General features: G+C 65.9%; 18 protein-coding genes. 13 read left to right on the top strand and 5 right to left on the bottom strand.

Annotated elements, in window-relative coordinates:
* The first annotated feature begins 2 nt into the window (after positions 1-2).
* From smc to BM341_RS07325, 4 genes are all read left to right on the top strand, one after another.
* Positions 3-3,518 carry a chromosome segregation protein SMC gene (gene smc, locus BM341_RS07340; RefSeq protein WP_089794450.1) on the top strand — a complete coding sequence of 1,172 codons (3,516 nt, stop codon included), beginning with the start codon at positions 3-5 and terminating at the stop codon, positions 3,516-3,518.
* Positions 3,519-3,744: 226 nt separating this feature from the next.
* Complete coding sequence (zipA, locus tag BM341_RS07335; RefSeq protein ID WP_089794448.1) at positions 3,745-5,427, top strand: cell division protein ZipA; 1,683 nt, start codon at positions 3,745-3,747, stop codon at positions 5,425-5,427.
* A gap of 142 nt (positions 5,428-5,569) precedes the next feature.
* Positions 5,570-7,615: an NAD-dependent DNA ligase LigA gene (gene ligA, locus BM341_RS07330; protein ID WP_089794445.1), complete on the top strand. Its 2,046-nt coding sequence runs from the start codon at positions 5,570-5,572 to the stop codon at positions 7,613-7,615.
* The gene (locus BM341_RS07325; protein WP_089794443.1) at positions 7,612-7,884 is read left to right on the top strand and encodes a YheU family protein; all 273 of its coding nucleotides are present in this window, start codon (positions 7,612-7,614) and stop codon (positions 7,882-7,884) included. The genes ligA and BM341_RS07325 overlap by 4 nt, the downstream gene beginning before the upstream one ends.
* Here BM341_RS07325 and mnmC read toward each other — a convergent pair.
* Together mnmC and BM341_RS07315 are read right to left on the bottom strand one after the other, a co-directional pair.
* On the bottom strand, positions 7,881-9,899 hold the full coding sequence (mnmC, locus tag BM341_RS07320; RefSeq protein WP_089794441.1) for a bifunctional tRNA (5-methylaminomethyl-2-thiouridine)(34)-methyltransferase MnmC2/FAD-dependent 5-carboxymethylaminomethyl-2-thiouridine(34) oxidoreductase MnmC1: 2,019 nt from the start codon (positions 9,897-9,899) through the stop codon (positions 7,881-7,883). The genes BM341_RS07325 and mnmC overlap by 4 nt on opposite strands.
* A 187-nt stretch (positions 9,900-10,086) precedes the next feature.
* Complete coding sequence (locus BM341_RS07315; RefSeq protein ID WP_089794439.1) at positions 10,087-10,386, bottom strand: YciI family protein; 300 nt, start codon at positions 10,384-10,386, stop codon at positions 10,087-10,089.
* Positions 10,387-10,504: 118 nt separating this feature from the next.
* On the opposite strand from BM341_RS07315, the gene BM341_RS07310 reads away from it, so the two are divergent.
* Complete coding sequence (locus tag BM341_RS07310; protein ID WP_089794437.1) at positions 10,505-11,413, top strand: PHP domain-containing protein; 909 nt, start codon at positions 10,505-10,507, stop codon at positions 11,411-11,413.
* A gap of 55 nt (positions 11,414-11,468) precedes the next feature.
* Entirely contained in the window at positions 11,469-12,092 is a 624-nt protein-coding gene (locus tag BM341_RS07305) for an L-threonylcarbamoyladenylate synthase (protein ID WP_089794435.1), read from the top strand.
* A 40-nt stretch (positions 12,093-12,132) separates the two neighbouring features.
* Here the strand turns inward: BM341_RS07305 and BM341_RS07300 are convergent, their stop codons facing one another.
* Together BM341_RS07300 and BM341_RS07295 are read right to left on the bottom strand one after the other, a co-directional pair.
* Positions 12,133-13,044, bottom strand: coding sequence for an ion transporter (locus BM341_RS07300; protein WP_089794780.1), 912 nt, complete (start codon positions 13,042-13,044; stop codon positions 12,133-12,135).
* Between the two features lie 34 nt (positions 13,045-13,078).
* Positions 13,079-13,948, bottom strand: a complete 870-nt coding sequence (locus tag BM341_RS07295; protein WP_089794434.1) for a CYTH domain-containing protein — start codon at positions 13,946-13,948, stop codon at positions 13,079-13,081.
* Between the two features lie 104 nt (positions 13,949-14,052).
* On the opposite strand from BM341_RS07295, the gene BM341_RS07290 reads away from it, so the two are divergent.
* The 7 genes from BM341_RS07290 to BM341_RS07260 all read left to right on the top strand — a co-directional run bounded on the left by BM341_RS07290 (position 14,053) and on the right by BM341_RS07260 (position 23,572).
* Positions 14,053-14,733 carry a TIGR00153 family protein gene (locus tag BM341_RS07290; RefSeq protein ID WP_089794432.1) on the top strand — a complete coding sequence of 227 codons (681 nt, stop codon included), beginning with the start codon at positions 14,053-14,055 and terminating at the stop codon, positions 14,731-14,733.
* A gap of 58 nt (positions 14,734-14,791) precedes the next feature.
* Entirely contained in the window at positions 14,792-16,057 is a 1,266-nt protein-coding gene (locus BM341_RS07285; protein ID WP_089794429.1) for an inorganic phosphate transporter, read from the top strand.
* 117 nt (positions 16,058-16,174) lie between these two features.
* The gene (gene argA, locus BM341_RS07280) at positions 16,175-17,488 is read left to right on the top strand and encodes an amino-acid N-acetyltransferase (RefSeq protein WP_089794427.1); all 1,314 of its coding nucleotides are present in this window, start codon (positions 16,175-16,177) and stop codon (positions 17,486-17,488) included.
* An 855-nt stretch (positions 17,489-18,343) separates the two neighbouring features.
* Positions 18,344-20,059 carry a sensor histidine kinase gene (locus BM341_RS07275; protein WP_245784208.1) on the top strand — a complete coding sequence of 572 codons (1,716 nt, stop codon included), beginning with the start codon at positions 18,344-18,346 and terminating at the stop codon, positions 20,057-20,059.
* A gap of 2 nt (positions 20,060-20,061) precedes the next feature.
* Positions 20,062-20,637 carry a hypothetical protein gene (locus BM341_RS07270; protein WP_089794423.1) on the top strand — a complete coding sequence of 192 codons (576 nt, stop codon included), beginning with the start codon at positions 20,062-20,064 and terminating at the stop codon, positions 20,635-20,637.
* 65 nt (positions 20,638-20,702) lie between these two features.
* Complete coding sequence (glrR, locus tag BM341_RS07265) at positions 20,703-22,052, top strand: two-component system response regulator GlrR (protein ID WP_089794778.1); 1,350 nt, start codon at positions 20,703-20,705, stop codon at positions 22,050-22,052.
* Positions 22,052-23,572 carry a phospholipase D family protein gene (locus BM341_RS07260; protein WP_089794421.1) on the top strand — a complete coding sequence of 507 codons (1,521 nt, stop codon included), beginning with the start codon at positions 22,052-22,054 and terminating at the stop codon, positions 23,570-23,572. The genes glrR and BM341_RS07260 overlap by 1 nt, the downstream gene beginning before the upstream one ends.
* A 16-nt stretch (positions 23,573-23,588) precedes the next feature.
* Here BM341_RS07260 and xseA read toward each other — a convergent pair whose 3' ends face one another.
* Positions 23,589-24,932, bottom strand: a complete 1,344-nt coding sequence (gene xseA / locus BM341_RS07255) for an exodeoxyribonuclease VII large subunit (RefSeq protein ID WP_089794419.1) — start codon at positions 24,930-24,932, stop codon at positions 23,589-23,591.
* Positions 24,933-25,045: the final 113 nt, after the last annotated feature.

The following is a 25,045-nucleotide window of genomic DNA, read 5'->3' as shown; positions in this document are numbered from 1 at the left end:
TCATGCGCTTGACCTCGATTCGCCTGGCCGGTTTCAAGTCCTTCGTCGATCCCGTGACGGTGCCCTTCGATGGCAACATGACCGCCATCGTCGGGCCCAACGGTTGCGGCAAGTCGAATATCATCGATGCCGTACGCTGGGTGATGGGCGAATCCTCGGCCAAGACCCTGCGCGGCGAGTCGATGACCGACGTCATCTTCAACGGCTCCACCGCGCGCAAGCCGGTCGGCCAGGCCTCCATCGAGCTGAACTTCGACAACCGCGACGGCGCCATGGGCGGTGTCTACGCGCAGTACGCCGAGATCGCGGTCAAGCGTCAGGTCACGCGTGACGCCCAGTCCACTTACTTCTTCAATGGCCAGAAGTGTCGGCGTCGCGACATCGCCGACCTGTTCCTGGGCACCGGCCTGGGGCCGCGCTCCTATGCGCTCATCGGCCAGGGCATGATCTCGCGGCTGATCGAGGCGCGTCCCGAGGAGCTGCGCGCGACCCTCGAGGAGGCGGCTGGCATCTCCAAGTACAAGGAGCGGCGCCGCGAGACTGAGAATCGCATGCGCCGAACCCGCGAGAATCTCGAACGCCTGGAAGACATCCGCGAGGAACTCGACAAGCAGCTCGAGCGACTGTGGCGCCAGGCCGAGGCCGCCCGCCGCTATCAAAGCCTCAAGCAGGAAGAACATCGGGTGAAGGGCGAGCTGGCGCTGCTGCGCGCCCGCGCTTTGCGCGCCAGCCAGGCCGAGGAAGAACACCGCGTACGCGAGCTGGAGACCGCCGTCGAGCGCGAGGTGCTGGGGCTGCGCCAATGCGAGACACGCCTCGAGCAGGCCCGCGCCGACCACGACCGGCTGGCGGGCGAGCTCGATGCCCAACAGTCACGCTTCTTCGAGACCACCACCGCCATCGCGCGCCTCGAACAGGATCTCGAGCACGCCCGCACTCGGGATGCCCAGCTCGCCCGCGACCTGGAGAGCGCCCGCCGGGAGCTGACCGAGCTTGCGCGTCTGGGCGAGGACGACGGCGCACGGCTGGCGGCGCTGGAGGCGCGCCTCGAGACCCTGGCGCCCGAGCGGGAAGAGATCGCCGAACAACTCGCCGAGCTCGAAGCGGCTCTCGAAGACGCCGAGCCCCTCGCCGAGGAGGCCGACGCCGCCTGGGAAGCCTTCAGCGAACAGTGGCGCGAGGCCAGCCACGAGGCCGAGCGCCGCCAGGACCGCCTGCGCGAGATCGAGAGCCGCCTGGAACGCCTCGATGCCGACGAGCACCGCCGACGCCAGCAGCATGAAGAATTGCCCGACATCGCCCGGCTCAGCGAACAGCGCCGCGAGCTGGCCGAGCGCCTGGCCGAACTGGACCTGCAGCAAGAGGCGCAGGAAGCCCGCCGCGACCAGCTACAGACGAGCCGCGACGCGGCCCGCGAACAAACCCGCCTCACCGAGGCCGAGCGCGAAGACGAACGCCAGCGCCGCAGCACCCTGCAGGGTGAGCTGGCCTCGCTGGAGGCGCTGATCGAGGCGGCACTGACCAATCATGACGAGGCGATGGACGCCCACCTGGCCGAGCATCTTCTGGCGGCAGCGCCGCGGCTGGGCGAAAGACTCGAAGTCGACGCCGGCTGGGAAGACGCAGTGTCCTGGGTGCTCGCGCCCTGGTTGCGCGCCCGCATGACCTCGCTCGACGCGTCTCTTTCTTCGGGGCAAGCCGCCCTCGACGCCGCCCTCGACGCCGCCCCCGGCGAACTCGGCCTGCTCGAAGACGTGCAGCCGCCTGCGCCGGCCGGCAGCCTCGCCGCTCGCGTCCAGGGGGCCGGGGCGGCCGGCCAGTGGCTGGCCGACATCCAGTGCGTGGCCTCGCGTGACATCGCCTGGGAGGCACGTGCGAGTCTCGCGCCCGGCACGAGCCTGATGACCGCCGATGGGCTCTGGGTGGGACGCGACTGGGTGCGTCATCGCGGTCAGGGCGATGGTCTCGACGGCTTGCTGGTGAGCCGTCGTCGGAAAGACGAGGTCAAGGAGTCGCTGGCACGCTGTGAATCACGCCTGGCCGAGCAGCAAGGGCGCCTGGAAGCGGCAGCCGAGTGCGTCGAGCAGGTCGAAACCGACCTCGAGGCGTGCCGCCTGGAAGAGCGGCGGTTGGACCAGGCGCGCCAGCAGCTGGCAGTACAGGATAGCGGGCTTTCCAGCCGGCTCGAGCATCTCGAGGGTCGCTCGGCTGAACTCGCCGAAGAACTCGCTGTCCTAGCCGAGTCGCGCGAGGAGACGGTACTGACCCAGGAGGAGGAGCGAGACCTCTGGCAGCAGGCTATGACACGGCTGGAAGACGGGGCGCTCGAGCGCGAGCGCCTCGAGCGCGAGCGCCGCGAGGCGCGTGAACGCCTGATGGCGCTCCGCAGCCGCCAGCGCCCACTGGCCGAGCAGGCTCAGCAGCTTGCGCTGGACGAACAGCGATTGGTCACCGAGCGTGCCGGCCTCGCCGAACAGCAGGGCCGTGCCGACGAGACACGTGAGCGCCTGGAGCATCGCGTCGCCGATCTCGAAGTGGAACGCGAGGCGCTGCGCGAGCCAGAGGAAGAGCGCCACGAGCGTCTCGACGAACTCCTGGACCGGCGCGAGCGGGAAGAGAGCGCGCTAAACGCCGTGCGTAGCAGGGCCGCCGAGCTGGTCGAACGGCTGCGCGAGGATGAGCAGGCCCGTCAGGGCCATGAACGCAGCCTCGAAGGCATTCGCGAACGCCTTCAGGAGGGGCGCATGCAGGTCCAGGCGTTGGCGCTCAAGGCCGACACCCAGGACGAGCAGCTGCGCGAGCTGGGTCACGACGCGGTGGCGCTCACCGAGTCGCTGGACCCCGAGGCGACCGATTCCGCCTGGCAGGAGCGGCTCGAGGCGCTCGGCGAAAGGCTCCGCCGGCTGGGGGCGATTAACCTGGCAGCGATCGAGGAGTACGATCAACAGGCCGAGCGGCGTGACTATCTGGAAGCCCAGCACAACGAACTGAGCGAGGCACTGGAGACGCTGGACCGGGCGATTCGCCGCATCGATCAGGAAACCCGCATGCGGTTTCGTGATACCTTTGAGCGGGTCAACGACGGCCTGCAGGCGCTTTTCCCCCGCGTCTTCGGTGGTGGAACGGCATGGCTGACGCTGACCGGCGATGATTTGCTGGAGACCGGGGTGGCGATCATGGCACGCCCTCCCGGCAAGAAGAACAGCACCATTCATCTGCTTTCCGGGGGTGAAAAGGCGCTGACCGCATTGTCGATGGTCTTTGCCATTTTCCAGCTCAATCCGGCACCTTTCTGCATGCTCGATGAGGTGGATGCGCCACTCGATGATGCCAATGTCGGGCGCTATGCGAAGCTGGTTAAAGAGATGTCCGAAACGGTGCAGTTTATTTATATAACGCACAACAAGATTGCCATGGAATCCTCGGAACGGCTGATGGGTGTGACCATGCAGGAGCCGGGGGTTTCACGTTTGGTGGCGGTCGGGGTCGAGGAGGCTGCGGCCCTGGCCGAGGCCTGACGAGCTTGAACGTCAATGGGAAACAAGGTAACAAGGAAGGTATAATTGCTGCATTGCACGGAAGTATTAGGGATAAACGAAGGGCGATTGCACAGGGCGGCGTCGAGTTAGGTAATTAAGTTTTTGAACTTGACAAATAAAAAAGTGGCCCTTTTTTTGGCAATCGCGCTATGCTGTTGACGAACAACCATCAGGCATGGCGCCTTAGCAAAAGGCATGACGACCCATGGAACTTAGAGAGTGGCTGATCATTCTGGGATTGGCGCTGGTGACACTCATCGTGATCGATGGTGTGCGTCGCCTGCAGCGCCAGCGCCGAATTCCTCGTCTCGACGAGGTCCCGGATGACGCAAAAGATGCGAGTCTCGACCCCGAAGCAGCGGCCCGAGAGGCCGAAATCAACTGGGAACTTCCCAATGGCGGGGCGCGAGTCATTCGACCCGCGGAAACGAGTGGGGTCCAGGCCAAGCCCAAGTTGCAGCGCCAGGAACATCCCGGTGGCTCTCGAGTCCTGGCTGGCTTCGGTGAGTCGCGGGCCGGAGCGGGATCCCGGCAAACCTCGATGTCTCGCCATTCGTCGCCATCCCCGTCGGCCGACGCGACGCCTCGTGATGATGCCCGTACGCAGTCACCTGGCATGTCGACCGAGCGCACTGAGGCGGTAAGCAGGGTGTCGGCACCAACTGCCGCGTCTACTCCTGCCAGTGAGCCGGCGCGGCAACCGGCTCGCGAGACCACTGCTGCTTCGGGGAGGGTTACGCGGGGGACGATACCCGAGCGCCCGGCGGCTTCCGATGACGCTGTTGAAAACTCTCGTCATGATGGTCTCGAGAGCCCCATGAGCGAGGGTACGCGTCGCGAGCCCAGCCTCTCCGCGCTGGACAACGATCACGACGATTTCGCCGCGAGCTCCGCCGAGGCCCGATTGGCGGCCGAGCCCGAAGATCACGATGATAGCCAGGATGCCGAGCGCTACCGGCTGGTGGATCTGGATGGCGTCGGTGATTCGTTCAAGAGTGGCTCCAGGCGCATGGGCGCCAGCATGCAGCGCTCGTATGCCTCGTTCCAGCAGGGCCTGGCGGATCGTCGTGAACAGAAGCGGCTCAATAAGGTGCGCCGCGAAGAGGAGAGAAGTCACAAGGCCGCCCGCGATGCCGAACTGCGTCGACAGGCCCAGGAGCAGGCCGCGGAAGACAAGGCGTTGCAGGAAGCCGAACGGCGTCGCCGCGAGGCCGACCGGATCGCTCAGGCCGATGATGACGATCCGCTGTTTGCCCCACCGCGTGCCCGCCACGCCGACGAGATGCCGCGTGATAGCGGTGCCTCACGTGCCTTCCCGGCCGCCGATGACGGCTTTTCGAGTGATGCAGACGCCAACAGCGAGGTCGTGCGTGCACACCCGGTACTCGAGAAGGCCCTGCGTCACGACGTCAGCGCCGAGCATGCCCGCCATGCCCTGAGCCATGCCGAGGAGATCATCGTCATCAGCGTCATGTCACGCGACGCGCAGGGCTTCTCCGGCACGGCGTTGCTCGATCTGATGCTGACCTGTGGGCTTCGCTACAGCCGCGACATGGGCATTTTCCATCGCTTCGAGACCGAGGACCCGGAAAGTCAGCTGCAGTTCTCGATGGTCAACGTGCTCAAGCCTGGCACCTTCCCCATCGAGTCCATGGGCGATTTCCGGACCACCGGGGTGACGCTGCTGATGCCGCTGCCCGGCGCCAGCGATACCACGGCGGCCTTCGAGGCCATGGTTGAAACGGCCATGGTGATCGTTCGTCATCTGGGCGGCGAGCTCAAGGACGAGAACCACAGCGTGATGACGGCGCAGACCGTGGGCTTCGCTCGTCAGCGCGTGCAGGAGTTCGAACGTCGCAATCGTCTCAACCGCTATCAGGTGAATTAGCCAAAGCGGTAAGCTTGAAGTTGGAAGTCAACCAGCTGGAAGACAACCCCCGATGGCGGCCCATCGGGGGTTGTCGCTTTGATAAGCTAGGGAACCGCGCGAGCTTCACGCTCCCTCGCTATAGACCGGGAATCAGGATGCAATGACCCAGCCCGACAAGGACACCATCGACGAGGTCGTGCGATTGCGCGCCGAGCTCGACGACGCCAATTATCGCTACTACGTGCTCGACGAGCCACAGCTCACCGATGACGACTACGACCGCCGGCTGCGTCAGCTACAGGATATCGAGACGCATTATCCACAACTGGTGACACCGGATTCTCCCACCCAGCGCGTCGGGGCGACGCCGGATGCCGGCTTCGCCAAGGTGCAGCACGCGGTACCCATGTTGTCCCTGGACAATGCCTTCGACGAAGCGGAACTCGCCGCCTTCGTCAAGCGGGTGGCCGAGCGCCTAGAAGTCGACGCCGAGCGATTGGCCTTCTGCTGCGAGCCCAAGCTGGACGGCGCGGCGGTATCGCTGGTCTATGAACAGGGGCGCCTGTTGAGCGGCGCCACGCGGGGCGATGGGCGCACCGGGGAGGGCGTCACCTCCAACCTGCGCACCCTGCGCTCGATTCCCCTGAAGCTGCGCGGCGATGCGTATCCCGAGCTACTGGAGGTGCGTGGCGAGGTAATCATGAGCCATGCCGGCTTCGAGGCGCTGAACCAGCTCGCCCGCGAGGAAGGCGGCAAGGTGTTCGCCAACCCGCGTAACGCCGCCGCGGGCAGCCTGCGCCAGCTGGACCCGCAGATCACCAAGACCCGGCCGCTACAGTTCAACGCCTACCAGGTGGCGCGCCTCGAGCCGGCGCCGGAGGAGACGACCCACAGCCAGCTGATGGCCCGCCTGGCTCGGCTGGGCTTTCGCACCAACCCAGCGCTCGAGGTGGTCGAGGGCGCGGAGGGCGTGCTCGATTATTGCCGGCGCCTGGGCGAGAAACGCGACGGCCTCGGCTACGACATCGACGGCGCGGTCATCAAGGTCGACGACCTGCGTCTGCAGCGCGAACTGGGTTTCGTTGCCCGGGCGCCGCGCTGGGCCATCGCCTTCAAGTTTCCCGCCCAGGAGGCGACCACCCGCCTCGATGACGTCGAGTTCCAGGTCGGGCGCACCGGCGCAATCACCCCGGTGGCGCGGCTGGCGCCCGTCTCGGTGGCCGGCGTCACCGTCTCCAACGCCACGCTGCACAATGCCGACGAGATCGTGCGCCTGGGCGTGATGATCGGTGACACGGTGGCTATCCGCCGCGCCGGCGACGTGATTCCCAAGGTGGTGCGGGTGCTTAAGGACCAGCGCCCGGCCGATGCCCAGGCGATCGTCTTTCCGGTGCGTTGCCCGATCTGCGATGCCGAGATCGAGCGGCTGGACGGCGAGGCCGTGGCGCGTTGCTCCGGCGGGCTGTATTGCCCGGCGCAGCGCAAGGAGGCGCTCAAGCACTTCGCCTCGCGGCGGGCGCTGGATATCGACGGCCTGGGGGAAAAGCTCATCGACCAGCTCGTCGAGCTCGATTGGGTATCGACCCCGGCCGATCTCTTTCGGCTCGAGGCCGAGCGCCTCGCTACGCTTCCGCGCATGGCGAAGAGGTCCTCCGAGAAACTGGTGGCCGCACTTCAGAGCGCCAAGCAGACGACACTGGCGCGCTTCATCTTCGCCCTCGGCATCCGCGAAGTGGGCGAGGCGACCGCCGCCAACCTGGCACGCCACTTCGGTAACCTGGAGGCGTTGATGGAAGCGCCCATTGACGCGCTGGAGGCGGTCGAGGATGTCGGGCCGATCGTCGCGGCCCATGTGCATACGTTTTTTCGCCAGCCGCATAACCGCGAGACCATCGAGGCGCTGCTCGCCTGTGGCCTGACGTGGCAGGAGGAGACCATCGCCGCGCGCCCACAGCCGCTGGCGGGACAGACCTGGGTGCTCACCGGCACGCTCGAGGGCATGACCCGTGACGAGGGCAAGGCGCGACTGCAGGCGCTGGGCGCCAAGGTGGCGGGCAGCGTATCGAAGAAGACCGCCTGCGTGGTAGCCGGTGAGGCCGCCGGCAGCAAGCTCGAGAAGGCCGGCCAGCTTGGTGTGGAGGTCATCGACGAGGCTACCTTCCTCGAGCGGCTGGCCGCGTGGGAAAAGGGAGAGATCGACTCATGAGCGGTGATCGCTTTATCGAGGTGCCGTACCGTATGCTGCCGGGCGAGACACTCGACGCCCTGCTGGAAGTCTTCGTCACTCGCCAGGGCTATGACACCACCGACACCGGCGAGGGCATGCGCGGTTGGGTCGCACAGCTCAAGACCCAGCTCGAGCGCGGCGAGTTGCTGATCGCCCATGACCTCAAGACCGAAACCACCGAGGTGATGACCCTGGCCCAGTGGCGCAGCTTCGGTCGCGACCTGGCCGATGATGAGGAAGAAGGCTAGCGCGACTTGCTCTGCACCAGATCGCGGATGATCCGCCGTCCTGGATGCAGGTGATCGACTAACGGCCATTCCAGCGGCATGGGCTCGTCGCAGATCCTTGAGGCGATCAGCTCGGCGCACAGCGGGGCGCTGGCGAGGCCGCGCGAGCCGTGTGCGGCGCTGATCCACAGGCCGCGATGATGGCGACCAGGCGTCTCGGCGACCCGTGTGGCGTCCTTGGCCAGCAGGGCATAGTCGGCTCGCCAGGCCGCAGCGTCTGGGACCGGCCCGGCGTAGGGAGTCTTATCGGGGCTGGCGGCGCGCAGGGCGGCTCGCCCGGTGAGCTGGTGCGCCTCAAGCTCGGCCCCCGCCTTGCGCAGGGCCGCGACAAACGCCGGCAAGGTGCGCTCGAGTTCGGCCAGGTTGGCGGCGTGGTCCGCCTGGCGTACCTGGGTATCCGTCTGGTTGGGGTGAAAGCTCGCACCGAACGTCAGCACGCCGTCCAGCGCCGGCGTGACATAGCCGCTGGCGCAGACCACCCGCGACAGCTCAGGCGCTCCCTCGGGGAGCCTCACCTGGCTGACCTGGCCGCGCACCGGCTGCAGCGGCAGCGACGCTGTCTGGGCGAAGCCGTTGGCCTGGGTGGCGGTGGCGATCACCACCTGGTCGGCGTGCAGCGAGTCGTCGTCGCTCAATCCCAGTGCCCAGCCTTGCTCGGCTTTTTCCAGTCTCGTTACCTCGGCGCGGCGCAGCGTCACGCCGGGTGTGGATGCTAATCGTTCACAGAGCGCGGCGGGGCGCACCCAGCCCGCCAGCGGATAGTCGAGCCCGCCGTCGGTGATCGGGACGCCCGCCCGTGCGCTGGCGGTAGCGGCGTCCACGCCGGCGACCACATTCTCGGGCAGAGAGTGCCGGGCGAGGAAATTCGCCTGGCGCTTGCGTTCCTTGTCGCTATTAGCCAGTTGCAGCACGCCGGCAGGCCGCCAGAGGTCATGCTCGGGGTCGAGGGCCTCGAGCCAGCGTCGGCTGTAGAGCAGCCCGGCCAGGTAGACCCGGCTCTGCAGGTTGGTCTGTGCCGCCGGTTTCACGTAGAGCGCGCCCTGGGCATTGCCGGAACCGCCGGCGCCGGGCGCCTGGCGATCGAGCAGGGTGACGCGAACGCCGCGCCGGGCCAGGGCCGCGGCGACGCTGGTGCCGGCGATCCCGGCCCCGATTACCGCGACATGGCGTGGCGTCGGCGAAACGGGTGGCGTGAACCAGGGCGTCGGCTCGCGGCGCGGGTCCTGCGGGGGAGAGGCAATCTCGCCCGCCAGCATCTCGCCTTTTCGCCCGATTCCCGGCACCTTGCGCCAGGCGAAGCCGGCCGCGGCGAGTCCGCGCTTGACCACCCCGGCGCAGCTGAAGGTGGCGAAGGTCGCCCCGGGGCGTGAACGAGCCGCCATGGCGGCGAACAGCGCCGGGTGCCACATGGCCGGGTTCCTGGAGGGCGCGAAGCCATCCAGGAACCAGGCGTCGACCCGTCCGTCGAGCCGCTCGAGCCGTTCGGTGGCATCGCCGAAATGCAGATCCAGCGTCACCCGCGCGTCGAGCCAAAGCCGGTGCACGCCGGCGACCGGCTCGGGCCATTGGGCGATCAGGCGTGCGGCGCGCACGGCGAGGTCGGGCCAGACGGCCAGGGCCCGGGCCAGGTCCGGCCGGGCGAGCGGGTACTTCTCGGTGGATACCAGGTGCAGCCTCGCCCGGGGCGGGGCATGGGCCTCGAAGCATGCCCAGGCGACGAGCATGTTGAGCCCGGTCCCGACGCCCGTCTCGCCGATGACGAATGGGCGCCTTTCCTGCCAGGCGGCGAAACGTTCGGGCAGGCGGTTGGCGGCGATAAATACGTGCTCGGTCTCGAGGCGAGCGTCGTGACGCGAGAAGTAGCCGTCGTCGAAGACCGTGGCGTAGGGCACTTCCCGGCCGCTGTCGTCGCGGCGCCAGTCCAATCGGGCAGGCGACAGGGCGCTGAGGGGCGGCAGGTCAGTGGCGGGGGTCACGGCAGGCTCCGCATGGTTCGGTAGCGGGTGAAGTGATCAAAAAATGATCAGTGACGCCGCAGGGCCTTGCCATCCCGGTTGGGGGAAGGCGTCCGCGGCGTGTTAACAGAGTTATCCACAGAGACGGTGGGTAAGCGGCTGTGGAAAGAATCGTCGTTAGGAAAGACTTACTTATGGAAAGACTTTTTTATGGAAAAACCTTCTTGAAGGGCTTTACGCTGACGCGGCTATAGACGCCGGCGATCATGTAGGGGTCAGCATCGGCCCAGGCCTGCGCCTCGTCCAGGCTGTCGAACTCGGCCACTACCAGGCTGCCAGTGAAGCCCGCCTCGCCGGGATTGTCACTGTCGATGGCAGGATGAGGGCCGGCCAGTACCACACGGCCCTCGTCGCGCAGGGCTTCCAGGCGGGCCAGGTGGTCGGGGCGAGCGGCCAGGCGTCGTTCCAGGCTGTCTTTCACATCCTCGCTGATGATCGCATAGAGCATCGCTGTAACTTCCTCGTTGAGCGGCGTGTGCCGCAAGTGGCGGTGGTGTCGAGATTGACCACGGTCGGTCGGACAAGCACCATGAAGGCATATTTTGACAAAGTCACCCGCCGGCGTCATGCCAATGAATGGTCTTCCAGAACGTTTCGATGGCGATCCTGCTCCGCTTGCCATCGACCTGCACATGCATTCCACTGCCTCGGACGGCGCCCTGCTGCCTGCCGACGTGGTGACGCTGTGCAAGGCGCGTGGGCTCACGCATATGGCGCTGACCGACCACGATACGCTTGAAGGTGTTGCCGAGGCGAGCGAGGCCGCCGAGCGCGAGGGGCTTTTCCTGCTGCCGGGCGCCGAGCTCTCCACTCGCTGGCAGGGTCATAATATCCATGTCGTCGCGCTCTTGCCGCACGGCGCCAGGGGCAGCCTGGTGGCGGGCCTCGAATCCCAGGCGATCGCGCGCCGCAAGCGGGCCGAGCGTATTGCCCATAAGCTGGAGAAAGTCGGCCTGGCCGATGCGCTGGCGCGGGCTCGCGAGCAGGCGGGGTCGGCTCGACCGCTGGGGCGGCCGGATTTCGCCCGGGCGTTGGTGGCGGCAGGGCTGGTCCCCGACGTGGCCACGGCGTTCAAGAAGCACCTGGGCGATGGCAAGGCCGGCGACGTCAAGGCATTGTGGCCGGAGATCGCCACGGCGGTCGGCTGGATTCTCGATGCCGGTGGGGTGGCGGTACTGGCCCACCCCCTGCGCTACGGACTGACCCGTCGCAAACGGGGCCTGTTGCTGGATACCTTTCACGAGGCCGGAGGGCAGGCGGCCGAGCTGATCAGTGGGTTCCAGAACGCCGATGTCACCCGTGACCTGTCACGCCAATTGCAGGAGCGTGGCCTCTATGCCTCGCTTGGTAGTGACTTCCACTTCCCAGGCGGACACTTGGCGCCGGGCAGCATGAGCCCCGTGCCGCGTACCGCGACACTGCCGGTCTGGACTCACCCGCGTCTGGCCGGTTTGATGGTCGCCGCCGTGGCCTGAGGGGGGCGGTGGCAATGACCGAGATTATCATCATGACGACATCATCGGAGCTTGCATGAGCCAGTTCTTCCAGATCCACCCCGAGAATCCGCAGAAGCGCTTGATCGACCAGGCCATCCAGATCATCCGTAACGGAGGCGTCATTGCCTATCCCACCGATTCCGGCTATGCGCTGGGTTGCCATCTGGGCGACAAGAAAGCCATCGAGAAGATCAAATGGCTGCGCTCGCTGGACGACAAGCACAACTTCACCCTGATCTGCTCCGACCTGTCGCAGATCGGCACCTACGCCAAGGTGGACAACGACGTTTTCCGGCTGCTCAAGGCACGTACACCTGGCGCTTACACCTTCATCCTCCAGGCCACCAACGAGGTGCCGCGGCTGTTGTTGCATCCCAAGCGACGCTCCATCGGCGTGCGGGTGCCCGATCACCGCATCACCCATGCACTTCTTGCCGAGCTGGGCGAGCCGCTGATGAGCGTGACGCTGATCCCGGTCGGCGACACCCTGCCCATGACCGATGCCGAGGCGATTCGCGAGCGCTTTGGGGCACATCTGGACCTGATCATCGATGGCGGGGCCTGTCATCTCGAGCCTACCAGCGTGATCGATCTGCGCGAGCTGCCACCGATCATTGTCCGCGAGGGCCGCGGCGACACCGACCCCTTTCGTATCTAGTCCGAGCCATTCCGCAAGAACACACTCTCGGCAGCGGGGCTCAGGCCCCGTTGTCGTTTCTGCGCGTCTCGTCCTGGCGGGCAACCGCGTCCCCGGCGGTCGCTCTGGGGTCCGGCGTCGTTTCGTCCAGCCAGGTGCCGCAAAGCAGGCAGTACTTGGCGCGCCGCTCGTGGCGGTCGTGGCCGCAGCCCGGGCAGGCCTCGTCGGAATAGCGATCGGCACGGATCGAGCGGATCACTTCGGCCGAGAAAACCCCGGTCGGCACGGCGATGATCGAGTAGCCGATCAGCATCACGAGTACCGAAATCGCCTGGCCGAGCGGCGTTACCGGCACGATGTCGCCGTAGCCCACCGTGGTCAGGGTGACGATAGCCCAGTACACCGCCGTGGGAATGCTGGAGAAGCCGGCCTCGGCGGGCTCGATCATGAAGACCAACGCGGCGAAGATGTTGACCAGCATGAAGACGGTGAACAGGAACAGGAAAATCTGGTGAACGCTGTTCTTCAGGGCATCGACCAGCAGCCGCCCCTCGCCGACGAACTGCATCAGGCGCAGGACCCGGAAGATCCGCAGGACCCGCAGCACGCGCACGATTACCAGCGACTGGGCGCCGGGTACGAGCAGTACCAGCCAGGTCGGCAGGATGGCGATCACATCAATGATGCCGTAGAAGCTGCGCAGGTAGGTGAAGGGCTTGTCGAGACAGTAGAGGCGGACGGCCAGCTCGAGGGTAAAGGCGAGCGTGAAGCCCCACTCTATCCAATAGAAGATCTCGCCGTATTCGACCCGATAGGCAGCTACGCTGTCGAGCATCACCACCAGCACGCTGGCAAGGATCATCACGATCAGGGCGATGTCGAAGCCCTTGGCGAGTGGCGTGTCCGACTCGAAGATCACCTGGAAGATGCGCTTACGAGTGCCTTCGGCGGCGGGTTTGAAGGGTTCGATCATGGGTGCCTCGCTGATGTTACGAAAGGTCATCGGCTCAAAGCATGGCATCGGCGGGCAGACGCCGCACCAGCTGCAGCGCCGCTCGACCGAAGGCCGGCGTCGGCCAGTCGGAAGCGTTCAGGCCGGCGACGAGGGGCTCGACTTCACGACGATAGCGGCCACCGTCGAGTTCGGCCAACTGCTCAAAGGCGTGGCGAGCCGCTTCGCGCCAGGCCGGCGCCTGGGTATCGGTGAAGGCGTCCAGGGCGATTACCGCACGATGCAGCCAACTACTGGACTGTCGGCCGCCCTCCGGTAGCCGCCACTCCCCGGTCAGCAGGGCGTTACCGCGTTCGGCCTTGCTGGTATCGGCGGGGCGCAGGCCCACATGGTCGGTCAGCGCTTCGGCCAGTGCCCACAGGCGCTCCGGCTCGCCGCGCTTGAGTTCCAGTTCCGTCTCCCGAATGGCCACGCGCCGTTCGCCGGCGTGAATCTCGCCGAGGTCGAGTGCCAGCTCGATGTGGCTTTCCGCCTCTTCCAGCTGCCAGGTCTCGCGACGGAAGTCGGTTGCGAAACGCGGCGCCAGGCGGGCCAGCTGCGCCTCGGAAAAGCCGGCCATGGGCGGCAGGGCGGCCAGCCCGCGCAAATCGAGACCCGGGCCCGGCACCTCCCATTCCCATTCGCCGCGAGTGGACAGCCCGCCGCCGCCCTGGCCGCGGGTCTTGAGGGTCTGTCGCAGCCGGTCGCCATCGCGCCTCAGCCGCAGCGCCATGCGTGCCGCTTCCAGCTCCGCCCCGGGGGTGTCGAAATAGGTGTTACCCAAGGTCGTGACGCGCGGGGTGATGCCCACCAGACGAGGGTGGTCGCGCAACTGGGCAGGACCGCTCTTTGCCAGGGCCAGCTTCAGCTCGATTTCCTGGCTCATGATCGTGCCACCTCGCTCCAGTGAATTTTTGAAGACTTTTCCATGACGTAACGATGATGGGTCTTTATACTGACGCCGCCATTTCCTCAAGTGCAGGCGTAGCCATGGTGCCTACCAACCCGTTCTCAGCGATGTTCGGCCGCTCGCCATTCCAGCCGCTGCTGGCGCACATCGTCAAGACCCATGAATGTGCCAATCACCTGTTGCCCTTCTTCGAGGCGACGCTGGCCGGTGACTGGGACGCTGCCACCGAGTGTCGCGAGAACATCACGCGGCTCGAGCACGAGGCCGACGAGCTAAAGACCGAACTTCGCCTTAACCTGCCCAATACTATCTTCCTGCCGGTCTCGCGTACCGATCTTCTCGACCTGATCAGCGTACAAGACAAGATCGCCAACAAGGTGCGCGATATCACCGGCATCATGCTCGGCCGGCGCATGCAGGTGCCGCAACCGCTGGCCCAGCCGATGCGCGACTACATGCGTACCTCGGTGGCCTGCGTGGCTCAGTCGCGCCAGGCCCTGGAAGAGCTCAAGGACCTGCTCGAGTCGGGCTTTGGGCGCAACGTCACCCAAGTGATGCAGGAGCTCATCCGCGAGCTGCACAACCTCGAGAATCAGGCCGATCACCAGCAGGTCGCCATCCGCCGCCAGCTGTTCGAGCTGGAGAGCGAGTTGCCACCGGTGGATGTGATCTTTCTCTACAAGATCATCGACTGGGTCGGCGAAGTTTCTGACCGCGCCGAACGCGTTGGTAGCCGTTTGCAGATCATGACGGCCAGCTAAGCCGCACCGGCAGTTCTCTCCGCTTCCTCCATTCGACCGCCACCTGGGACGCCTCCCTATGTCGATCATTGCGCAGCACGGCGACACATTCATTATCCTGGCTTGCCTCTTCGGCTTCTTCATGGCTTGGGGCGTCGGCGCCAACGACGTCGCCAACGCCATGGGCACCTCGGTGGGCTCCCGGGCCATCACCATCAAGCAGGCGATCATCATCGCCGTGATCTTCGAGTTCCTCGGCGCCTGGCTGGCCGGCGGCGAGGTCACCAACACCATCCGCAAGGGCATCATCGACCCCGAGCTGCTGCAGGAGGATCCCCAGCTGCTGGTCTACGGCATGCTCGCGGCCCTGCTGGCGGCGGCGACCTGGCTGCTGGTCGCCTCCGTGAAGGGCTGGCCGGTCTCCACGACCCATTCCATCGTCGGTGCCATCGTCGGCTTCGCGGTGGCTGGCCTGGGTGCGGGTGCCGTGGACTGGGGCTCGGTGGGCAAGATCGCCGCCAGCTGGGTGGTCTCGCCGCTGCTGGCCGGCACCATCGCCTTCACTCTCTTCAAGTCGGTGCAGCACCTGATCTTCGAGGCCCGCGACCCCTTCAGCGCCGCCAAGCGCTACGTACCCATGTACGTCTTCCTGGTCGGCTTCGCGGTGACCATGGTGACCCTCACCAAGGGCCTCAAGCATGTCGGCCTGGACCTCGGCTTCGGTGCCAGCCTGTTGTTCTCGATCCTCGCCGGCCTGGTGGTCGCGGGGCTCGGCGTGGCCATGGAGCGTCGCGTCAAGGCCTCGAACCGCCAGACCGACCAGTTCGGCTTCTCCGGCGTGGAGCGTGTCTTCGGCGTGCTGATGATCTTCACCGCCTGTGCCATGGCCTTTGCTCACGGCTCCAACGACGTGGCCAACGCCGTGGGCCCGCTGGCGGCGGTGATCAGCGTGGTGCAGACCGGTGGCGAGATCGAGGGGGCGGCCCTGGTGCCCTGGTGGGTGCTGGTGCTGGGCGGCGGCGGTATCGTCGTCGGCCTGGTCACCTACGGCCACAAGGTGATCGCCACCGTGGGCACCGGCATCACCGAACTCACCCCGAGTCGCGGCTTCGCCGCCACCCTGGCCGCCGCGGTGACCGTGGTGCTCGCTTCGGGCACCGGGCTGCCGATCTCCACCACCCACACCCTGGTCGGGGCCGTGCTGGGCGTGGGTCTGGCCCGTGGCATGGCGGCGCTCAACCTGCGGGTCATCGGCACCATCGCCATGTCGTGGCTGATCACCCTGCCGGCCGGCGCCGGCCTCGCTATCCTCTTTTTCTTTACCTTCAAGGGCATATTCGGCTAGTCCGGCGCCAGGCCCGTCACGAGGGCGGCGGCATCACGGCGGTGGTGCCGCCGTTTTGTTGGCTCTGCTATCATCGGGTCTCACCTGATCCCGAACATCTGCTGCCGGAGTGCGGCCTTGGATACACGTTTCCCCTTCGTCGACTGGTTTCGCAATGCCTCGCCCTATATCAACGCTCACCGGGGCCGAACCTTCGTCATCCTTATCGAGGGTGAGGCGATGGCGCGCGGGCGTGGCGAGCAGCTGATCCAGGACCTGGCGCTGCTGCACACCCTTGGCGTGCACCTGGTCGTAGTGTTCGGTATTCGCCCTCAGGTACGCCAGGCACTCGACGATGCGGGTATCGTGCCCGAGCGCCATCAGGGGCGTTGGGTCGCCGATCAGGCGATCATGGGCATCGTCGAACGCATCGCCGCCGAGCAGCGCATGTGGCTGGAAGCGCGGTTATCGCTGGGGCTGCCCAATACGCCGCTGCACGGCATGGAGCTGACGGCGATATCCGGCAACCTGGTGATGGCCAAGCCGCTGGGCGTGCGCGAAGGCATCGACTTTCACCACAGCGGTGAAGTGCGCCGGGTGCGCTCGCGCGTCATCCAGGGGTTGCTCGAGAAGGGCTCACTGGTGGTGCTGCCGCCGCTGGGCTTTTCCAGCACCGGCGAAGTGTTCGATCTGGATGCGGCCGAGGTCGCCCAGCACACCGCCGTGGCGCTGTCCGCCGACAAGCTCATTCTGCTTGGCGAGGCCAGCGGCCTGTTCGACCAGAGCGGCCAGATGCAGCGCCAGCTCACCCCCGCCGAAGCCGAGCCTTTGCTGCGCCAGGTGGAAACCGCGGATGAACCGGCGCGGCATCTGCGCGCGGCCTGTGCCGCGGCCCGCCATGGCGTGGCGCGCACCCACCTGCTCTCCTGGCATGATCATGATGCGCTGCTCGGCGAGCTGTTCACCCGCGACGGGGTGGGCACCATGATCACACAGCATCGCTACGAGCAGCTGCGCCCCGCCGAGCTCGGCGACATCGGCGGCCTGCTCGAACTGCTCGACCCGCTCGAGCGCTGCGGCATGCTGGTTCCACGCTCCCGCGAGCGCCTCGAGCACGAGATCGACGATTACCTGGTGATCGAGCGCGACGGCATGATCATCGGCTGCGCGGCCCTGCATGCCTTTGCGGACGCCGGGATAGCCGAACTCGCCTGCGTGGCGGTGCATGACGACTACCGTGGCGGCGCGCGCGGTGAACTGCTGCTGGCCGAGATCGAGCGTCGTGCCCGGCGCCTCGGGCTCTCGGCCTTGTTCGCCCTGACCACCCATACGGCGCACTGGTTCTTTGAGCACGGCTTTGGCCTGGCCGACATCGCCGACCTGCCGCTCCTGAAACGCGACACCTACAGCTACGCTCGCAAATCCAAGGTTCTCATCAAGCCGCTCGGCTGAGCGGCGCCTGGCATGGCATTGTCACGCGTGCCAAGGTTCCTCGTTCGCAGCACGCCATCTTCAGAAGCTATCGGGCTCGCCGGTGCTGTTGCCAAATGCAGACAGCGTAATGGCCTGTATTAGATGAACTTTCTATTTTAGCGTCAATGAATGTCTCAAAAATAAGACAGATCAGCGCCTGAGGGGAAATTATTTCGTCGATTCGGTCCCTAGGCGTGTCGCCCGGGGTGCTTTATGATCGATTAAGTTTTTGAAATAGAAGAAAATAGCTTGATATTGGCACGGCATTGGCAAGTGATAGGGTGAGCAACGAAAGTGGTTCATTACGGCTCGAACCGCTTTTGATCGTCAAGGACGTTCGGGTCAACACTGCCCTGTGCACCTGAACCCCGAAGCGATCAGCGTCTGCTCAAAGCGATGTGTGACTTAAGGTTGCGATGAGACGGGTTCGCCGCACAGGCAAGGACGTGACCCGAGCGGGCAAGGAGGCCCAGGCAAGGATGCCTCATCCCCCTTCGGGGGGATCGAATCGAGCACTCGCGCTGTCGATCAGGTTAGAGCGAGAGTGTCAGGAACGGAGCAGGGCGGCGCGCCACGCGATGGTTCGTCACCCGCATGTGAACGTCAGCCCCTGTTGGCAAATGACCTTCGCATGGCTTCGCGGGCTTCGGCCCATTTGGATAGCGGTTGACGGCGTTGATCAGGCAATACGTCAGCTACTTTCCATACCCCTTCAGTTCCCTGCGTATTGGGCCGGCTATGCCGGCCTTTTTTATGCTTCACGCTGACGCGCACGAAGCGGGCCGTACGAAGAAGGCTGACCGGCAGAACTCTGTTATTCTTTGGGGACGGACAATGGCAGTATCTCTCACTCCCCTGCAAAGAACGCTGGTCATGATCTCTCGGGTTTCCCGCCGCTGGCGCCCACGCTCGCTGCTACAGCTCGTGCTACTCGCCTTTCTCCTGGTAATGCTGCCCCTTGCCGTGTTGATGTTCCAGGCCGGCCAGGCACTCACCGAACTGTCGCGACTGGCCGACGTGAGCGCTCGCCAGGCCGTCGAGGAGACGCGTCGTGCGCGCACCCTCAGCGCCCTGGCACTGGAAATGGAGCGTGGGGCCCGCCAGTACGCCGTGCTGGAGCAGGAGAGCCTGCTGGATATCTACTACGAGCGGCTGGATGAATACCAGACGCTGTTGACCTTGCACCGCGAGCTGCTGCCCGAGAGTCCGGAGGTGGCCACGCTCGACGGCCAGCTGGAAGAGCTGGCTCGCCTGCCTGAACTGCCCATCGAGGAGTTTCGCGAGCGTCTGGTGGCCTTCTATCCGTTTTCCCAGAATACCGACGCCATGCGCCGGGCGACCAATGAGCAGATCGACCTGCGTATCGAGGCGATCCGCGAGCGTGCCACTAACGTGCAGAACCGGCTGTGGCTGCAGACCGCGGCGTTGGTTTCGGCCAGCCTGATCCTGATGCTCTACTTCTCCTGGCTGATCATCCGTCCGGTGCACCAGCTCGAGCGCCGCATCCTGGGCCTGGGCAGTGGCAACAAGCCTCAGACGGCGAGGCCCATTCAGGGCCCCGCGGAGCTCGTTCAGCTCGACCAGCGACTCGACTGGCTGGCCTCGCGCCTCGAGGAACTCGAGGAGCAGAAACAGCAGTTTCTGCGCCACATGTCCCATGAGCTCAAGACACCGCTGGCCAGCGTGCGCGAGGGCTCGTCGCTGCTCGCCGATGGGGTGGCCGGTGAACTCACGCCTCGCCAGCGCGAGATACTCGACCTGATCGACGCCAGTGGCAGCGACTTGCAGCGCCTGATCGAACAGCTTCTCGACTACAACCTCCTGCAGCACAATCGCGCCATCGAGCCCGAGCGCATGGACATCGCAACGGTGGTCAAAGAGGTGCTCGCCAAGCATCGCCTGGCTCTGAGCAACAAGGGCATGCGCGTCACCTACTTCGATGCGCCCCTCGAATGGCGGGCCGACCGCAGTGCCATTAGCTGTATTCTCGACAACCTGATTTCCAACGCCATCGCCTATGGGGAAGACGGCGGCAGGCTGGAGATTCGTGCCTACCGTCACCTCGATGAGCTGATGATCGAGGTGGCCAACAGCGGCGAGCCGATTGCCGACGAGGATCGCGGGCGGCTATTCGAAGCCTTTTATCAGGGCCGCATTCGTCGCAAGGGTCCGCTCAAGGGTTCCGGCATCGGCCTGTCGGTGGCCGCCGACTGCGCTCGCCTGCACCACGGCAGCCTGGCGCTGGTCGAGCATCCGCACCTCGACGTGTGCTTTCGCCTGACCCTGCCAAGGTTGACCAGCGCGCTGCCCGTCGCGGACGAGGCGCGAGAAACCAACGCCTACGACAGCGAGTCGTTCATCAAGAAGTCTATTGCCCACGAGCCCTCAATCAACGAACCCTTTATCAAAGCGCCCCTTATCGAAGAGCCCCTTGTCGAAGCGCCCTGGTTCGAAGAGGCTGATCACAAAGCGTCCCGTGCCAGCGAATCGGGTCGCCATGAACCCCGTCTCGAGCCGGGGCCCACCCATCTCTCTTCCAGGAAACCATGACGATGCGACGACGCTTGCGAATCGGCCCGCTGCTGGTCTGCCTGATGGCCCTCTTGCTGGGGGGCTGTGAATTACTACCCGACGAGCCTTTCGCTCGGCAAGACCACAACGAGTCCGTCAAGCCCGTCTCGTCCGGCTGCAAGGCCGTATTGCCCAACTTCAACGATGTGCCCTGCCTGCTGTCCGACTGGATAGCCTTCGGCCTGGCCTCCCAGCGCGGCGATCACGAGTGGCGCAACGACATGCTGACGCGCCTGCAGGCCGAAACCGCCGAGCGTCGTCTGGCCAGGGCGATCGTGCTGACCTGGGGCAGCGAGAATGAATGGGACCACGCCTCGGAACTCTACAAGGCGGATCTGCATGCCGCGCCCGTCGAGCTGCAGCCGCTGCTGCGCTATTGGCTCAATGAGCTGGAGGGCCGGCGCGCCATGAGTGGGCGCCTCGCCAGCTCTCAACAGGAGATCGCGACCCTCGAAGAGGAAAACGCCGCGCTGGACGAGAAGCTCGAGGCGCTGACCGACATCGAACGCAACATCAACCTTCGACAGCAGATCGATGAAGAGGAGACAAGGCAGTGAAACACGCAACCTCCATGCAGGCGCCACGTATCCTCGACAGCCGGGCGCGTGCCCAGGGCGGCCGGATGGCCGGCGGACAACCGCATATCCTGCTGGTAGACGACGACATCAGTCTGCTCAAGCTGCTTGGCATGCGCCTGGAAAGCCGCGGCTATCGGGTAACCACGGCCGAAAGCGGCCGGCAGGCCCTCAAAATTCTCGACATCGATCGACCCGAGCTGGTGCTCACCGATCTGCGCATGGACGAAATGGATGGCCTGGCGCTGTTTCGGGAAGTGCAGCGCCAGGCGCCGGGCCTGCCGGTCATCCTGCTCACCGCGCATGGCTCGATACCCGATGCGGTCAGCGCCACGCGCCAGGGCGTGTTCGGCTTTCTCACCAAGCCGGTGGATCGCGATGAGCTGTTCGCTGCCATCGACGAGGCGCTCGACCAGGCCCCCGGCGCCACCGCCGAAGGCGACGATGCCTGGCGCGCGGCAATCATCACCCGCAGCCCCGAAATGGAGCGCATCCTCGAGCAGGCGCGCATGGTCGCTGCCTCCGATGTCAGCGTGCTGATCACCGGTCCCTCAGGGTCGGGCAAGGAGCTGTTGGCGAGCGGCATCCACAAGGCCAGCTCGCGGGCCGACAAGCCCTTCGTTGCCATCAACTGCGGCGCGCTGCCCGAACCGCTGCTGGAAAGCGAGCTGTTCGGCCATGCCAAGGGCGCCTTCACCGGGGCGGTGAAAGAGCATCAGGGGCTCTTTCAGGCCGCCGATGGTGGATCGCTGTTCCTCGACGAGATCGGCGACATGCCGTTGACGCTGCAGATCAAGCTGCTGCGGGCGTTGCAGGAGCGTCAGATCCGCCCGCTGGGCTCGACGACCTCGGTGCCCATCGACGTGCGCATCATCTCGGCGACCCATCGTGACCTCGACCGCGCCATGCAGGAGGGCGACTTCCGCGAGGATCTCTACTATCGCCTCAACGTCGTCAACCTCAAGCTGCCCCCGCTCAAGGAGCGCGCCGAGGATGTACCGCTGCTGGCCAAGTACCTGGTGACCCAGGCCGCCGAGCGTCACAAGCCCTTCGTCAAGGGATTCTCGCCCGAGGCGCTGAACCTGCTGGCCGGCAGCGCCTGGCCGGGCAACGTGCGCCAGCTGGTCAATGTGGTCGAGCAGTGCGTGGCCCTGACCAGCTCGCCGATGATTCCCGAGGCGCTGGTGGCCCAGGCGCTGGCCGCCGAGGACAACGGCCTGCCGACCTTCAACGACGCGCGCGCCGCCTTCGAGCGCAGCTACCTGATCAAGGTGCTCAAGATCACCGAAGGCAACGTCACCCAGGCGGCACGCATCGCCGGACGCAACCGCACCGACTTCTACAAGCTGCTGGCGCGACACGACCTCGAGCCCAGCCCCTTCAAGCCCTCGGCGTAATGGCACGCCCTGTGGCGCCATCGGGCCGCACGCCAGGCCGGCGGGGGCGGGCAGGCGAGCCCGGCAGGGATCAACTCAAGCGGCGCTGGTGGTGGCGCAAGCGCTGGTACGTGTTCCTGCTGCTGATCGCCTACGCCGGCGTGTTGCTTTATCACCAGTACAAGCCACTGCCGGACGGGATCTCCTACGCCAGCCAGGAATATCGCGTCGATAATGTCAAGTTCTACCGCGACCTGACCCATCACGAGAACGATATCCGCCACGTCGACCAGGAGATATTCGCCCGCCTGGCACAGATGATCGAGGAGGCGGAGGACTTCATCGTCATCGACGCCTTCATGATGGACGGCCGAGTCAGTGACCCGTCGGAGGACTACCCACCGATCGCCGACGATCTCATGCGGCAATTGATCGATAAGCAAGCAGCCAACCCGGACATGCCGATCGTGTTCATTTCCGACGCGGTCAACACCGGTTACGGCTCCTACCCGGCGGACTGGCTCGAGCCGCTGAAGGCGGCAGGCATCGAGGTGGTGATATCCAACCTGCACCCCTTGCGCGATTCCACTCCCCTCTACTCGACCCTATGGCGGATGGGGCTGCAATGGTTCGGCCAGGAAGGCACGGGCTGGCTGGAAAACCCCTTCGTCGACGACGGGCCGCGCATGACCCTGCGCTCCTACCTCAAGCTCTTCAACATCAAGGCCAACCATCGCAAGGTCTACATGACCGAGCGCGCCGCCCTGGTCGCCTCGGCAAACGCCCATACCGAGTCAGGCTTCCACGAGAACGTCGCCTTCGAGGTCAGCGGTCCGATCATCGCCGAGATGCTGAAGGCCGAGCAGGCGGTGGTCGACCTCGGCGACTCGGGGGTCGTCTTGCCTACCCTTGAGACGGAGGAAACCGCGAACGCCGCCAGCGAGGGAGCGCTGCGCATTCAGTACACCACCGAAGGGCAGACGTTGAAAAACGTGCTCGCCACCCTGGCGCGCGCCGGGCCCGGCAACGAGCTGTGGCTCGGGATGTTCTATCTCGCCGACCGTCAGGTGGTCAATGCGATCACCGCCGCGGCCAACCGAGGGGTCAAGGTATCGATGGTCCTCGATCCCAACGAGACCGCGTTCGGCAGGAAGAAAACGGGCCTCCCCAACCGCCCCGTGGTCGAGGAGCTGGAAGAGGATACCGACGGCGCGGTTCGCATCCGCTGGTATGCCGTCGGGATCGAGCAGTACCACCCCAAGATGATGATGCTCAAGCAGGAGACGCAAAGTACCCTCATCAGCGGCTCGACCAACTTCACGACGCGCAACCTCGCCGACTACAACCTCGAGGCCGGGCTGACGATCTGGGGCCCGCCGGAAGCCGAGGTGATGCGCGAGGTCGAGGCCTACTTCACTACCCTGTGGCACAATCGCGGCGGCGCCTATACCCTCGATCAGGAGGAGTACCAGAACGTACTCTCCCAGGGACAGCGCATCATCTATGCGGTGCAGACCTATCTCAACTTGACCAGCTACTAGCCTTCACCCTAGCCGCTCAACGCTTCAGGCGTCGTTTGACCTCCAGCTTCAAGCGGCCCTCGCCCAGGCGGGCGGTCAGCGTCTGCCCCGGCCGGGTGTCCTGCGAGCGGCGGATCACCTGGCCGCGTTCGTCTTCCAGAATCGCGTAGCCGCGCCCCAGCACCGAAAGCGGGCTGACCGCCTGCAACTCACGGGCGAGCCCGGCGAAGCGTTCTCGATGGCGCGCAAGCTCGCGCTGCATGGCGGGTGCTAAGCGGGTACGAGCGCCTTCCAGCCGTTGGGTCGCCTGCGCCAGTTGGCGCGCCGGCGGGTGAGCAGAAAGGCGCCGGGCGAGGTGCGTCTCGCGGCGGCGCTCTGCCGCCAGGCGCTCCTCGATGGCACGTATCAGCCGGCCGTGCAGCTGATCGAGCCGGGCACGCTGGCGCTCGAGCGCGTCACGGGGGTGGCGAAGCCGCGCGCGCAGGTGGTCCAGGCGCTGGGCATCGCGCTCCAGCCGGCCGAGCTGGGCGCGCTCCAGGCGGGCGGCAAGCATCGCCAGGCGGCCCTGCAGCTCGCGACGGTCGGGCACCAGCTGCTCGGCCGCGGCGGACGGCGTGGGCGAGCGCACGTCGGCGGCGAAGTCGGCAAGCGTCACGTCGACCTCGTGACCCACCGCCGACATCACCGGCAGCCGCGAGTGGAAGATGGCGCGCGCCAGGTGCTCGTCGTTGAAGGCCCACAGATCCTCCAGGCTGCCGCCGCCGCGGGTGACCAGGATCACGTCGCGATTCGGGTCCAGCGCCTGCTGGCGATTGAGCATGCCCAGCGCCGAGATCAGCGCCGGGGCGGCCTCGCGCCCCTGCACCGGCACTGGAATCAGCGTCACCTGGGCCAGCGGCCAGCGCGCCGCGAGCACGGCCAGTACATCGCGGATGGCCGCCCCGGTCGGCGAGGTGAGCACCAGCAGATGGCGAGGCGGGTAGGGCAGGGCGCGAGCGTTGGCGAAGACCCCTTCGTCCGCCAGCCGGGCCTTGAGCCGCTCGAACGCCGCCAGCAAGTCGCCAAGCCCCGCCGCCTGCACCGCCTCGACGATCAGCTGGTAATCGCCGCGCGGCTCGAAGATTGACAGCCGCCCGCGCACCTTGACACGATCGCCGTCACGCATCGGCGAGGCCACGAACCGCGCCCGGGTGCGGAACAGCGCGCAGCGCAATTGAGCCCGCGCATCCTTGAGGGTGAAATAGACATGCCCGGAGCCGGGCCGCGACACGCCGGAAAGCTCCCCCTCGACCCACAACTCACCGATGTCGCGCTCAAGCGTCTGCTTGGCACGGCGATTGACGTCGCTGACGGAGAGGGCGGAGGCGTCGGGAGGGGACATGCACGGTCTCGTGGGTGGTCGAGCAAGGCCGCCACTCTAGCACGCGCCGCCGCGTGCCGGCAGGCGGCATGGGCGGGCGGCCTGAATGGGCGACATGAGTGAGCGAGGCTGTT

The sequence above is a fragment of the Halomonas korlensis genome, from assembly GCF_900116705.1.
GTDB lineage: Bacteria > Pseudomonadota > Gammaproteobacteria > Pseudomonadales > Halomonadaceae > Halomonas > Halomonas korlensis.
The sequence above is the reverse complement of the archived record's forward strand: the minus strand, read 5'-3'. Positions and strand labels throughout refer to the sequence as shown.

What these genes read in the sequence shown, in the direction of transcription:
- smc (WP_089794450.1), top strand. Translation starts at nt 3, where the DNA reads ATGCGCTTGACCTCGATTCGCCTGGCCGGTTTCAAGTCCTTCGTCGAT.
- zipA (WP_089794448.1), top strand. Translation starts at nt 3,745, where the DNA reads ATGGAACTTAGAGAGTGGCTGATCATTCTGGGATTGGCGCTGGTGACA.
- ligA (WP_089794445.1), top strand. Translation starts at nt 5,570, where the DNA reads ATGACCCAGCCCGACAAGGACACCATCGACGAGGTCGTGCGATTGCGC.
- BM341_RS07325 (WP_089794443.1), top strand. Translation starts at nt 7,612, where the DNA reads ATGAGCGGTGATCGCTTTATCGAGGTGCCGTACCGTATGCTGCCGGGC.
- BM341_RS07315 (WP_089794439.1), bottom strand. Translation starts at nt 10,386, where the DNA reads ATGCTCTATGCGATCATCAGCGAGGATGTGAAAGACAGCCTGGAACGA.
- BM341_RS07310 (WP_089794437.1), top strand. Translation starts at nt 10,505, where the DNA reads ATGCCAATGAATGGTCTTCCAGAACGTTTCGATGGCGATCCTGCTCCG.
- BM341_RS07305 (WP_089794435.1), top strand. Translation starts at nt 11,469, where the DNA reads ATGAGCCAGTTCTTCCAGATCCACCCCGAGAATCCGCAGAAGCGCTTG.
- BM341_RS07300 (WP_089794780.1), bottom strand. Translation starts at nt 13,044, where the DNA reads ATGATCGAACCCTTCAAACCCGCCGCCGAAGGCACTCGTAAGCGCATC.
- BM341_RS07295 (WP_089794434.1), bottom strand. Translation starts at nt 13,948, where the DNA reads ATGAGCCAGGAAATCGAGCTGAAGCTGGCCCTGGCAAAGAGCGGTCCT.
- BM341_RS07290 (WP_089794432.1), top strand. Translation starts at nt 14,053, where the DNA reads ATGGTGCCTACCAACCCGTTCTCAGCGATGTTCGGCCGCTCGCCATTC.
- BM341_RS07285 (WP_089794429.1), top strand. Translation starts at nt 14,792, where the DNA reads ATGTCGATCATTGCGCAGCACGGCGACACATTCATTATCCTGGCTTGC.
- BM341_RS07275 (WP_245784208.1), top strand. Translation starts at nt 18,344, where the DNA reads ATGGCAGTATCTCTCACTCCCCTGCAAAGAACGCTGGTCATGATCTCT.
- BM341_RS07270 (WP_089794423.1), top strand. Translation starts at nt 20,062, where the DNA reads ATGCGACGACGCTTGCGAATCGGCCCGCTGCTGGTCTGCCTGATGGCC.
- glrR (WP_089794778.1), top strand. Translation starts at nt 20,703, where the DNA reads ATGGCCGGCGGACAACCGCATATCCTGCTGGTAGACGACGACATCAGT.
- BM341_RS07260 (WP_089794421.1), top strand. Translation starts at nt 22,052, where the DNA reads ATGGCACGCCCTGTGGCGCCATCGGGCCGCACGCCAGGCCGGCGGGGG.
- xseA (WP_089794419.1), bottom strand. Translation starts at nt 24,932, where the DNA reads ATGTCCCCTCCCGACGCCTCCGCCCTCTCCGTCAGCGACGTCAATCGC.